This is a genomic window from Ilumatobacter sp. (genome assembly GCF_041688325.1).
In the GTDB taxonomy this organism is placed as follows: domain Bacteria; phylum Actinomycetota; class Acidimicrobiia; order Acidimicrobiales; family Ilumatobacteraceae; genus Ilumatobacter_A.
Genome location: NZ_JBDNIJ010000403.1, coordinates 1 through 11,975, shown reverse-complemented (window position 1 = coordinate 11,975; position 11,975 = coordinate 1). Strand labels below are relative to the sequence as shown.

The window sequence follows — 11,975 nt, the reverse complement described above, 5'->3', positions numbered from 1 at the left end:
GTTCGCCGATTGTCGTGGTTGTCAGCCGGCGTCAGGGTCGGGTGGGACCACGTGGTCGTGCCGGGATTCGGTCACGGCACCGTGACCCTCGCCGTCAGCCAGATCGGCTGGGATCTCTGCCAGATGCTCTTCGCATCGGTGCAACTCGTCGGGCGTACCCGTCACGCGACTGAGTCGTCCGATCATCGAAGAACGCGTGTGGCAATGAGAGCTAATGCCGACGCAACGGATGCGCCGATCATGTAGAGCACATGTGGCAGGCCCAATGCATAGAGACCGTCGTCAAGGCGGGCAAGGGTTCGAAGTAGCAACGGCTTGTGCTGGCGACTCAGAACCACATCCGGTTCGTAGACTTTGACCGCGCGGCGCCCGCTCTCGACCGCACCCTCGATGCTCCAGATATCGGCTTCAGTTTTCGTGTGGGCGCCGGCCAGAACGAGGTTCGGGATCGATGTCGCCTGATCAGGACGATGGGGTTGGGTATTCGTGGTGGTCACCCACTTAGGCTGCGCGGGTTCTATACCGTTCGGTGAGAACGTCCATTCATGCCATACCTCCGCCTTCAGGATTCGGAAATCGCGCAGTCCGCGACCGTTATTTGCTTTCCTGATCATGAAGTCCAAACCTTCCGAAGCAAAGATTTGTGCGAGGACCTCCTCGACAAACTCCTCCTTCGTACAGTTGCGTAACGGCTTTCCGTATATGAGTCCCGGCATGGATGCGACACATGCGGTACACGTCCATAGCGACTCCACATTGTCGCCCAGATCGATTCTGGCGGGCCAGGACTGTTCGTTTGCGTAGAGAGTGATATTGAACTCAGAGTCGGCCAGCGCGATCGCTGTTCGTTCGCGCGGCCAGCTCATGCTCTCATCGAACGCAATCCGGAACGAGACTTGTGTATGAGGCCCATCCTGAATGAGCGCTGGCAGCTTCCTCAGTTGTTCATCGTTTGCGAGCGCCGGTGTTTTGGCGAGAATTTCCGCAGCCGCGAACGGAGTGCTGGAAAGCACATAGATGTCCGCCTGCACGGCCGTGTCCTGCGCAACAACGGCACCGGTGACCGTGTCGCCATCGTAGTGCAGTTCTTCGAGTGGGGATTCCCAATGGAACTCGACCCCGGCCTGTTCGAGGTATGCCACCAACCGGTCGAACCACCACTCGTTGCTCGGTGCGCGTAGAAGTGACCAGCCGCCCATTGATTCGTGTTTCCATGCAGGTCCGTCCTCATCGGCCCCATGCTCATGTGTCGGGCCGGATCGGATGTTCCGGGCGAAGAAAACGCCCACGTGATGCAAGGACGCGTACGGCCAGTCGGAACCGATCCAGGGCCCAAAGACTGCCTTCCATGTCGAATGGCCGGACTTACTCATGCGTGGCTGCCAATACGCCGCAGCGTTGGCCAGCGCGTAGCGCTCCTTCGTTCGGTTATTGGCGGACGAGACCTTGAGGACACCCCACACCAGTGCGAGCTTGTCCGACTTCGACATCCTGAACGCTCGCCGCTTGTCGAAGAAGTCGGCCGTGTCGAAATCCTCGCCGAGCGTGTTGGGCACGACGGCGTACTCCATTGGCCGCGAGAGCACGCGATCGTAAAGACTGCTGTTGGCATCGAAGGGAATCTGCTTCAGCAAGTCGAACGTATTGTGGTACCAGGGACCGAAGCCGTGCCAGGAGTACTCGGAGGGCAGGTTGTCCTGTTCCCGCCGTTCGCTGCGGAAAAAGCCGCCTGCCGAGTCGTTCAATTCATAAACCGAGACCCGGTAGCCGCGTCTGATGAGCTCGTGGGCCGCAGTAAGCCCTGCAATTCCAGCTCCAAAGATGGCAACATGTCGAGGCACGATAAGTCCTTGCTGGTAGGCCAAATACTTCGCAAAAATAACGCGAGCGATACTCAGTGCGATCGCTGATTGCTTGTCCCGATCTGCGCTCTACGAGATTGGTGTTGGAAGCTCAGTTTTTGGCCGGGTGGGTGTCAGATTAGCTGGAGCTGGTTTCGAAAGCAGACTCCGGCTGCGTCAGGGTCGCGCATCGGCAGCAGCTGCAGTCGTAGTGGTTGTTGAGCCCAACGTCGTCGTGGCGGAACGGTCGCGTTGCAGCTCGCTTAAGGTCGACATCAAGAGACGAGCGAGAACAGGAGGCAGTGCGATGTCTGACAGATATGACGCCGTGGTGATCGGGACCGGCCAGGCCGGCCCTGGATTGGCCACCCGTGCCACCAAAGAAGGCGGGCGGGTCGCCGTCGTCGAGCGTCACCTGGTCGGCGGCACAGGCGTCAACGTCGGGTGCACGCCGACGAAGGCACTCGTCGGCAGTGCCCGTGCGATCCACATGGCCCGCCGCGGTGACGAATTCGGGTTCGACATCGGCGCCGAACCGGTTGTCGACATGGCCCGCGTGAAGGAACGCATGGAGGCCATCGCCCAAGCCTCCAACGACGGCCTCAATAAGATGTTCGACCAGAACGATGCGATCGAGCTCGTACGAGGGCACGCCAAGATTGACGGGCCCAACCGGGTCGTCGTGGGCGACCGGGTCCTCGACACCGAACGGATCTTCGTGAACGTCGGGGCCCGACCCCGCATCCCCGACCTACCGGGGGTGAACGCCATCGACTACCTGACGAGTAGCAGCATCCTCGAACTCGACGAAGTACCCGACCACCTGATCATTATCGGGGGGAGCTACGTCGGTCTCGAATTCGCTCAGATCCACCGTCGACTCGGCGCACAGGTCACCGTGATCGAACAGGGCCCGCGTCTCATCTCGCGTGAAGACCCCGACGTTTCCCACGCGATTCGCGAGATGCTCGAGGGCGAAGGAGTCGAGTTCCGATTGAACGCCGAGTGCATTGGCTTTACCCGCGTCGACGACGACCAACCCGGCAGCCACCCTGACCGTCGGAAAGGCCGGATCGGCGTCGATGTCGACTGCGCCGACGGGTCACCCCAGATCGTCGGCTCCCACCTGCTGCTCGCCGTCGGCAGGATACCGAACACCGACGACCTCGGGCTCGACACGGTCGGCGTCGACACCGACGAACACGGCTACATCACCGTCGACGACCAGCTCCGCACCAGTGTCGACGGCATCTGGGCGGTCGGTGATTGCAACGGCGAGGGCGCGTTCACCCACACCTCCTACAACGACCATGAGATCCTCGTCGCCAATCTGTTCGACGAGGATCCCCGGCGCGTCTCTGACCGGATCCTGTGCTACGGCCTGTTCACCGACCCACCGCTCGGGCGGGTCGGCATGACCGAGTCGCAAGCCCGCGACAGCGGCCGCAACGTACTCATCGCCAAGCGCCCGATGAAGAGCGTCAGCCGCGCGATCGAGATGAGCGAGACGGCGGGCTTCATGAAGTTCCTCGTCGACGCCGACACCCACGAGCTCCTCGGCGGCGCGATCTTCGGGCTCAACGGCGACGAGGTCATCCACCTGATCGCCGACGTCATGTACGCCAAGGCGCCGTACACCACCATCAGTCGGGCCGTGCACATCCACCCGACGGTGTCCGAACTCGTCCCCACCACCCTCCAGAATCTCGAACCACTCGACTGACGGCAACTGACCAACCAATCCGGTTGGCGGCACGGGGCGTACCGAGGGAACCGAACAACCGGAAGCGCCCGGGATCGGTGGCTGCTGAGGAGTCGCGCATCATCCGGCAAGTTCCATACAAGTCGGCGCTTCAGATCTGTTGTCCACAGGCATCGACCGAAACGACTCAGGCGCGAAGCCCTGGTGGATCACACAAAATGGCCGGGGGCGCAAGAGGTTCCCTGCACCGGAGTGTGGGACGGGTCAGACTAGGCGGATGCGCCTTCGCCTGAGCTCACTGATGGAACGGATTCGGGTGAGTCTGTTCTTCGTTCCGATGGTGGGGGTGCTCGCCAGCATTGTCGGCGCGTTCGTCACGATCTGGATCGACAGCCGACTCGACTTGGAGGGCGCCGATCTGCCGCTTGGAGCCGCCTCGACGGTGGCCAGCGCACGCGCGGTGCTGAGCACCATCGCTGGGGCAACGATGACGTTCGCTGCGATCGCGTTCTCGATCTCGCTGCTCATCATCCAGCAGGCGTCGAGTCAGTTCTCGCCCCGAGTCGTGCACACCTTGTTCCGAGATCCGTTCAACAAGCGAGTCATGGGCCTGGTCATGGGGACCTTCACGTACTGCCTGGTCGTGCTCCGATCAGTGCGGTCGCCGGGCGAGTCGGGCGGGGATGTCGTCATCCCGAGCCTCTCGGTCGCCATTGCGGTGGTGTTCGGCATCGCCACGATCCTCTCCATCGCCGCCTTCTTGAACCACAGTGCCCACTCCATGGACGTCAGCCAGATTCTCGATCGTGTCGAGATCGAAGCAACCGGTCATGCCCGTCGCGAGTGGAACGTCGCTGAGTCCGACCAGCCACTTCCAGAACCGGTCGCCGCACCGGATCATCCGGCGCACATCGTCCTGTTCGATAGCGCTGGATGGGTCCAGCAGATCGATACCGGGGCGCTGCTCGCCTGTCTGCCTGAAGGGACCACCGCGTGGGTATACGCCTACCCGGGCCGATACGCGATCCCAGGAATACCGCTGTGCGCCCTGTCGGCGGCGCCCGAGGACATCAAGGCGATAGAACAAGCCATTCTCGACACGATCTCGATAGGCAACACCCGCACGATGCAGCAGGACATTTCGTTCGGTCTCCGCCAGATGGCCGATGTCGGTCTCAAGGCGCTGTCAACGGGGATCAACGATCCGACCACGGCACAGGACGCGATCTTCCACAGTGCGGCGGTACTCGCCGAATTGCTCCGACGCGATCCGCCGCCCCAGGAGCTGACAGGCGAAACGGATCGCCGTGTGGTGCTTGTCGAGCAGCCCAACGGTGACGATCTGGTCCGGCTCGCGTTCGGTGAGCTTCGGCGCGCCGCGGCGACGCAGCCGACCGTGTGTATCTACCTCCTGGAGGCGCTACATCTCCTCCGGGAAGGGCTCGACGCGACGGGGCTTTCGTCTCGCACTGCGGTCCTCATCGAACAGGCGTGCCTGGTGCTCGCCGGGTGCGAGGAAACCAACATGTTGCCGGCCGACCTCACCGACGTCCGTCGCGCGTTCGACCGGCGCTTCGGACCCGCTGTGGACACAGGGGTAGCGGAGTCGTAGGAGCCCTCGAAGTGAGTTCGCGATGCAGCGGTGGCGCCGGGCAGGAAGTACCCGCATGGTTCGCACCCCGCGAAAACCCTGGTCGTGATGGCGGTGTGCTGGTGACTCCGCTACAGACTCTCATACAGCGACGTCGAAAAGCTCTTGGCCGAGCGCTGGTTCGTCGATGAGACCTTCGTCCGGATAGCCGGTGTGTGGCGATACGTCTCCTCGGCAGTCGACCAGAACGGCCAGGTCATCAACGTTGTGGTTTCCAAGCAACACAACGTCGCACCGGCCACCAAATTCTTCGAGATGATGTTGGCCAGTTCAACCCACACCCAATCCGTCAACGCAACAGTGCCCTACCGAGTCCCCGCTTCACCCCTTGCACCCGGAATAGGCTTGGTGATGGGTTCGTCAGCCACGGACCGACAACGTGAGGAGGTAGGCAGTGGAAGTCATCACGATCGAAACACCGTCACTCGGCGACCGCTCGTACATCGTGCACGACGGTTCGGTCGCACTCGTCATCGATCCTCAGCGCGACATCGATCGCGTCGTCGCTGCGGTCGAGCACGCCGGCGTCGAGATCACCCACATCGCCGAAACGCATGTCCACAACGACTACGTCAGCGGCGGCCTCACCTTGGCTCGCATCACTGGGGCTACGTACCTTCACGCAGCTCCAGCGCCGCTGACGTTTGACTACGAGCCAATGAGTAACGGCGACGTCGTCGTGGTCGGCGACCTGCGCGTCGAAGTTCGTGCCACCCCTGGGCACACGCCACACCATCTCTCGTACGTCGTATCTGCAGGCGGTGGACCGCCCGCCGTGTTCACGGGCGGTTCGATGCTGTACGGCACCGTTGGCCGTACAGATCTGATCGGCCCCGATGCAACGCACGAGTTGACGCGAGCTCAGTTCCGTTCGGTACACCAGCTCGCCGATGAGCTTCCCGGCGACGCACAGATCTACCCCACCCACGGCTTCGGCAGCTTTTGCGCATCGGCCACCAGCGACGAAGACTCCGACGGAACCCTCGCTACCGAACGCCGCGTCAACATCGCCCTGCAGGAGACCAATGAAGACACCTTCGTTGAACGACTCCTCAACGGACTCGACGCTTACCCTCGCTACTACGCACAAATGGGACCTCTCAATATCGCCGGCGGTATTGCCATCGATCTCTCGGCCCCTGCGTCGGTCGACCCGGTCCAACTCGCCCGACGCATCCATCGTGGGGAGTGGGTCGTCGACTTGCGCCCCCGCCGCGAGTTCGCCGCTCAACATCTGGCAGGCACCATCAATGTCGAACTCGATGACGGATTTTCGACATACCTCGCATGGCTTCTGCCGTGGGGCATGCCTCTTACCTTGCTCGCCGACAACGCCGACTCGATTGCCGAGGCGCAACGGCAACTCGTCCGCATCGGCATCGATCGACCCGCCGGAGCCGCCACGGGCGATCTTGCGTCCTGGTCGCCCGACGCAGACCGACTCACTTATGAAGTGGTGTCGTTCTCAGACCTTGCCAACGACAACGTCGACGCAACCGTCCTCGACGTTCGTCGCGACGGCGAGTTCACCGTCGAACACTTGAAGGGCGCTACCAGCATCCCGCTGCACGAGTTGCTCGACCGCCTCGATGACGTCCCTGACGGCGCTCTCCATGTCCACTGCCAAACAGGGTTTAGAGCCGCCATCGCCGCGTCACTCCTTGACCGAGCAGGCCACGACGTCGTGCTCATCGACGACCACTTCGACAACGCTGCCGACTCGGGCCTCGGACTCCGCCCATCCGGCTGACGTCTCGAACAGACAGACCACACCGACTCCAAGTTGCAGACGCTGCACCCGGCTGCACCGTCGAGGCGACCTCAGGGGCCTCGACTTCTGAAGGTCGAGCGCTTCGGCGGAGTACCCGGCCCCGGCCAGTCCTACCGCGACGATGCCGAAACCCGGGGAGCGCTTCTCTTGAGGGGGTAAGGAGGCGCTTCGGCCCGGACTTCGGACATCGTGGTGTGCCCACGGGACGAGCACACAGAGGGAGATGCCCTGTTCACCACGAAAGCAAACATCATTCTTGAAGATTCTTTGCGCTGCAGGCGCTGCAGGCACCACCGGGGACGAACCAGAAGCAAATCGGGGTGTTGAGAGGGCCCCGTTTGGCGGACCACTACGCCGCTGGCCCGCTATTTTCACCAGCCGTCGAACACCGCTGAGCCGCGACGCCGTCGGCCGGCTCGTCACCCGCCACACCATCACCGCACGATCCAGCTGCCCGTCGCTGAACACTCAGAAGGTCACACCACGCGGCATAATCGAGCGCTCCGCATAATGGCGGTAGTTCGAGAGCCGCTCGTCCTCGACGACGGGTGCACCTACCTCTGGACGTGCATCGTCACATGTTTGTAACAATAGCGGCCGAAGCAGCGTCAGCCCACCGCATAGCGGTGCTGCGTTGAGCGTGTGACGCAACGCTGGTTGTCGGAGTAGTTCTCATCCGTATGGTTGTTCGGAGAAGATCGCAGGCGGCAGCCGCGACCGATTCTGCGAATCGACGTCTTCCACGTCGGCTCCGAGAGGACCACATTTTCATTCACACATCGACCAACACATGGAATTTGTCGGCTCCCGCGAACCTTGGGCAGGCGACACCATGAGCGATGTTTTGAATCGGCCCTCGGAGGTCGACCGGTCTGAACCAGATTCGTCACCGGAGCCACATCTCGGCTCGATGCGCGACAAGGTCTCGATCCGGCTGGTCGCCGGCGTGCTGTTCGCACTGGTCGTCGGCTGGTGGGTGTTCATCGCGGACACCGCTGCGGACAACGATGTCATCGGTGGCTTCGGCGCCTTGATCAGCGGCTTCGCCAATCTTCCCGCGTTGGTCTTCAATCCCGATGCCTACCAGAGCTGGTGGGAGTGGATGTCGAACGCCGAGGGATGGTCGGCGATCTTCGAACGGGTCGTCGAACACATCCAGCTCGTCGCGATGTCGATGTCGATCGCCGTCGTCATCTCGGTCGTCCTCGGCGTGGTCGTCCACCGCGTTCACGCACTGCGCGGCACGATCATCGGCTTCGCATCGATCATGTTGACGATCCCATCGCTCGCCCTGTTCGCGATCTTCATCTCCATCCCGGCGATCGGCGTCGGTGACCGTGGGCCGATCATCGCCTTGGTGATGTATTCGATCCTGCCGATCGTTCGCAACACAGTCACCGGACTCGAAGACGTCGATCGTGCCGTCATCGAATCCGCCAAGGGCATGGGCCTCAACAAGACCCAGCGGCTTCTCCGCGTCGAACTGCCCCTGGCGTGGCCGATCATCCTCACCGGCATCCGGGTTGCCACCCTCTTGAACATCGGCATCGCTGCCATCGCACCGCTGGTCGGCGGCACCGGCCTCGGTCGCTACATCGGAGACGGCCTGCAGCGCTTCCCCGATGTCACTTCGGTCGAACGCATGTGGACGGGCGTCGTGTTCACGATCGTCCTGGCACTGATTGCTGACCTCTTCTTCTCGCTCGTACGTCGGTTCACGACGTCGAAAGGAATCCGCTCATGAGTACCCCCACGTCACCCGCCACGCCGAGCGCCGCTGCTCCGATCACGAACGGGGCGACCGCACTCGCCGCCGACGCGCCGCGCGCGATGATCGAGTTGCAGGGCGTCGGCAAGATCTATCCGGGCTCGGGTATTCCTGCTGTGGCCGACCTCGACCTGAAGATCCCGGTCGGAGAGATCCTCGTACTCGTCGGCCCGTCCGGTTGCGGCAAAAGCACAACGCTGCGCCTCATCAACCGCATGATTGAGCCGACTTCTGGACGGATCATCTTCGACGGCGAAGACGTGACGAGCGTGAATTCCGACCAACTGCGCCGCCGCATCGGCTACGTGATCCAGCAGATTGGACTCTTCCCGCACCAGACCATCGCTCAGAACATCGGGACCGTGCCCCGCCTTCTCGGCTGGGACAAGAAGCGGACAGCGGCACGCGTCGACGAACTGCTCGAGATGACCGGCCTCGATCCGAACGAGTTCCGCGATCGCTATCCCAAGGAACTCTCCGGAGGCCAGGCCCAACGCGTCGGCGTGGCTCGTGCGCTCGGCGGCGACCCAGAGGTGCTCTTGATGGACGAGCCGTTTGGGGCCATCGACCCGATCACTCGAGATCGTCTGCAGAACGAGTTTCTCCGGCTGCAGTCGGAGCTGAAGAAAACCATCGTCTTCGTCACGCACGACATCGACGAGGCCATCAAGATGGGTGACCACATCGCGATCCTCGGTGAGCAATCGGCTATCCGCCAGTTCGATACGCCGGAGCGCATCCTCGCCTACCCGGTCGACGAATTCGTCAGCGACTTCATCGGTTCCGGCGCCACCCTCAAGGGCCTCAACTTCGAACGCGTCCGCGACCTCGATCTGTCCGACGACTTCCCGATCGTGAACGTCGACACCGACCGCGCCGACGCGCAGCGGCTCTACGACGCGTCACCTGAGAAGTGGATGCTCGTGCTCGACCGTGAGCAACGCCCGATCCGTTGGGTGAATGATGTGCAGCTTGCTGACACGGCGACGCCGCTCGACCGTGCGGGCGGGTCCGTCATGGCAACCGTGATGCCCAACGCCACGCTGCACGACGCGCTCGAAGAAATGCTGCTGTCTAACGCCGGCCAGGCCGTCGTCGTCGACGAGAAGGGAAGATGCCAGGGAATTCTCGATATCGAGCGTCTCGCCGACGTGCTCAAGCGCCTGCGCGGCAAGGCCAAGAAGCACTACGAAGACCTCGCTGTGCAGGAAGCCGCGCTCGCCGACTCGACCGGTTTAGGAGCTGACGCCACGTGAGCACGACGACCGAACAGGTCACCGAACAGGACGACCTCGCAGCGACGACCACAGCGCCCGAGCACCTCGGCCCTGACCTCCCGCCGGCCGGCATTCGTCTGATCAAGTCGAACATCGGCTTGATCCTCACGCCGCTCATCGTCGTCTTCGGCTCGATCGCGCTGTACCTCTACGTCAAGAACGCCGACAAGATCTTCCAGGACAAACGAGCGCTCGACTGGGACAAGAACCTCCGCCCGCAGCTCGAACAACATCTGTCGCTGACGATGTGGTCGACGCTGTTCACCGTCGTAATGGCAGTGCCGATCGGAATTCTGCTCACTCGCCCGAAGTACAAGCGCGCTGGTACGCCGATTCTCGCGGTGGCCACGTCCGGTCAGGCGATTCCCGCCTTCGGCCTGCTCGTGCTCGCCTTCGCCTGGCTCGGTCGCGGTCCCTGGACCACGATCTGGGCTCTCTCCCTGTTCACCCTCCTTCCCGTGTTGCGCAACACGATGGTGGGTCTCGAACAGGTCGACAAGAACGTCATCGAAGCCGGCCGCGGCATGGGTCTCACCAAGCTGCAGGCACTTCGAAGCATCGAACTCCCGCTCGCGGTCCCCGTGATCCTTGCCGGTGTCCGCACCGCGCTCGTGATCACTGTCGGGATGGCGTCTCTTGCCTACCTCATCGGTGGGGGAGGGTTGGGAGAAACGATCAGTGCCGGGCTGAAGCTCAGCCGAGACCTGGTACTGATCACGGGCGCGGTCATGACCGCGCTCATTGCGTTGACGGTCGATTGGGTCGCCGCGCTGATCGAGAAGACGCTCCGGCCCAAGGGTTTGTGACCTGCCCCAGGCAGGTCCTGCTTCGGCGCGTCCTCGAACGAAGGAACACCTCGTGAACAAACAAAAAGGAGAAAACCTCACATGATCACCACCCCCCGAATTCAACCTCGAATGCGTTTGCTCGCCGGCGTGGCAGCACTTGCTCTCGTCGCCGCCGCGTGCGGCAGCGACAGCACCAGCGCCGATGTCCCTGACACCGCCGCAACCGACGAAGTCACCGACAGCACGGACGCCGCGGCCGAAGACATCGCTGCTACCTGCACGACCGCCAACAACGATGACAACTCGGTCGCCTCGCTCAGCGAGCTCGACTTCAGCGGCATCGACATCAACGTCGGATCGAAGGACTTCATCGAGCAATTCGTGGTCGGTTCATTGGCCATCGTTGGCCTCGAAGCCGGAGGCGCCACCGTCACCGACTCCACCAACCTCGGCGGCACCGTCGTCAACCGCGATGCGCTGCTCGCCGGCGAGATCGACACGTACTTCGAGTACAACGGCACCGGCTGGACCGTCCACCTCGCCAACGAGAACCCGAGCTTCGACAGCGTCGCGCTCACCAACGACGTTTGCGTCAACGACCTCGAGGAGAACAACATCCGTTGGGTCGGCGTCTCGCCGTTCAACAACACCTATGGCTTCGCCACCGCGTCGGACTCACCGGCAGCCGGCGTCGACCTGCAGGGCATGATGGAGTATGTCAACGAGAACGCTGACGCCACTGTGTGCATGGAGTCCGAGTTCCCGAACCGTCCCGACGGCCTCGTGCTGGTGGAGAACGCAACGGGCCTCACGATCCCAGCAGGTCAATCAGAGATCCTCGAGACGGGTGTCATCTACGAAGAGACCGCCAACGGCAGCTGCACCTTCGGTGAGGTCTACACGACCGACGGCCGCATCCCGGCCCTCGGGCTCGACGTCGTCGAGGACGACGGCGTGCTCATCCTGTACAACGCCTCGATGACCATGTCGGACGACGTCTTCCAGCAGGCCCCCGAGGCCTTCGAAGCACTCGCTGACACGATCTTCGCCAACCTGGACGACGACACGATGGCAGAACTGAACCGCCGCGTCTCCACCGACGGCGAAGACCCCAAGGCCGTGGCCACGGACTACCTCACCGAGCAGGGCGTCCTCTGATCACCAGCGTGTCGACCGG

9 protein-coding genes and 1 pseudogene are annotated in these 11,975 nt (G+C 62.6%); 8 read left to right on the top strand and 2 right to left on the bottom strand.

The features are described 5' to 3' along the window. Positions 1-21: 21 nt before the first annotated feature. The gene (locus ACH2EI_RS20035) at positions 22-186 is read right to left on the bottom strand and encodes a hypothetical protein (protein WP_395161321.1); all 165 of its coding nucleotides are present in this window, start codon (positions 184-186) and stop codon (positions 22-24) included. Further along, entirely contained in the window at positions 183-1,841 is a 1,659-nt protein-coding gene (locus tag ACH2EI_RS20030) for an FAD-dependent oxidoreductase (protein WP_395161319.1), read from the bottom strand. The genes ACH2EI_RS20035 and ACH2EI_RS20030 overlap by 4 nt, the downstream gene beginning before the upstream one ends. Positions 1,842-2,148: 307 nt before the next feature. On the opposite strand from ACH2EI_RS20030, the gene ACH2EI_RS20025 reads away from it, so the two are divergent. The 8 genes and pseudogenes from ACH2EI_RS20025 to ACH2EI_RS19990 all read left to right on the top strand — a co-directional run bounded on the left by ACH2EI_RS20025 (position 2,149) and on the right by ACH2EI_RS19990 (position 11,956). Then, complete coding sequence (locus ACH2EI_RS20025) at positions 2,149-3,564, top strand: FAD-containing oxidoreductase (protein ID WP_395161317.1); 1,416 nt, start codon at positions 2,149-2,151, stop codon at positions 3,562-3,564. Positions 3,565-3,820: 256 nt separating this feature from the next. Then, positions 3,821-5,155 carry a DUF2254 domain-containing protein gene (locus ACH2EI_RS20020; RefSeq protein WP_395161315.1) on the top strand — a complete coding sequence of 445 codons (1,335 nt, stop codon included), beginning with the start codon at positions 3,821-3,823 and terminating at the stop codon, positions 5,153-5,155. Positions 5,156-5,299: 144 nt separating this feature from the next. Beyond that, positions 5,300-5,461, top strand: a pseudogene (locus ACH2EI_RS20015) (DDE-type integrase/transposase/recombinase); the annotation flags it as partial. A gap of 127 nt (positions 5,462-5,588) precedes the next feature. Then, a complete protein-coding gene (locus ACH2EI_RS20010) occupies positions 5,589-6,944 on the top strand; it encodes a rhodanese-like domain-containing protein (RefSeq protein WP_395161313.1) in 1,356 nt (451 codons plus the stop codon). Between the two features lie 853 nt (positions 6,945-7,797). Continuing rightward, positions 7,798-8,709 carry an ABC transporter permease gene (locus tag ACH2EI_RS20005; protein ID WP_395155266.1) on the top strand — a complete coding sequence of 304 codons (912 nt, stop codon included), beginning with the start codon at positions 7,798-7,800 and terminating at the stop codon, positions 8,707-8,709. Continuing rightward, positions 8,706-9,989 carry a betaine/proline/choline family ABC transporter ATP-binding protein gene (locus ACH2EI_RS20000; RefSeq protein WP_395161311.1) on the top strand — a complete coding sequence of 428 codons (1,284 nt, stop codon included), beginning with the start codon at positions 8,706-8,708 and terminating at the stop codon, positions 9,987-9,989. Before ACH2EI_RS20005 ends, ACH2EI_RS20000 begins: the two co-directional genes overlap by 4 nt. After that, positions 9,986-10,816, top strand: a complete 831-nt coding sequence (locus ACH2EI_RS19995) for an ABC transporter permease (RefSeq protein WP_395155268.1) — start codon at positions 9,986-9,988, stop codon at positions 10,814-10,816. Before ACH2EI_RS20000 ends, ACH2EI_RS19995 begins: the two co-directional genes overlap by 4 nt. Positions 10,817-10,897: 81 nt before the next feature. Next, positions 10,898-11,956 (top strand): glycine betaine ABC transporter substrate-binding protein, encoded by a 1,059-nt coding sequence (locus ACH2EI_RS19990; protein ID WP_395155269.1) that lies wholly within the window; start codon positions 10,898-10,900, stop codon positions 11,954-11,956. The last annotated feature ends 19 nt before the right edge of the window (positions 11,957-11,975 follow it).

Bases quoted from the DNA above. Each gene is read 5' to 3' on its own strand.
- ACH2EI_RS20035 (WP_395161321.1), bottom strand. From the start codon at position 186: ATGATCGGACGACTCAGTCGCGTGACGGGTACGCCCGACGAGTTGCAC.
- ACH2EI_RS20025 (WP_395161317.1), top strand. From the start codon at position 2,149: ATGTCTGACAGATATGACGCCGTGGTGATCGGGACCGGCCAGGCCGGC.
- ACH2EI_RS20000 (WP_395161311.1), top strand. From the start codon at position 8,706: ATGAGTACCCCCACGTCACCCGCCACGCCGAGCGCCGCTGCTCCGATC.
- ACH2EI_RS20020 (WP_395161315.1), top strand. From the start codon at position 3,821: ATGCGCCTTCGCCTGAGCTCACTGATGGAACGGATTCGGGTGAGTCTG.
- ACH2EI_RS20005 (WP_395155266.1), top strand. From the start codon at position 7,798: ATGAGCGATGTTTTGAATCGGCCCTCGGAGGTCGACCGGTCTGAACCA.
- ACH2EI_RS19990 (WP_395155269.1), top strand. From the start codon at position 10,898: ATGATCACCACCCCCCGAATTCAACCTCGAATGCGTTTGCTCGCCGGC.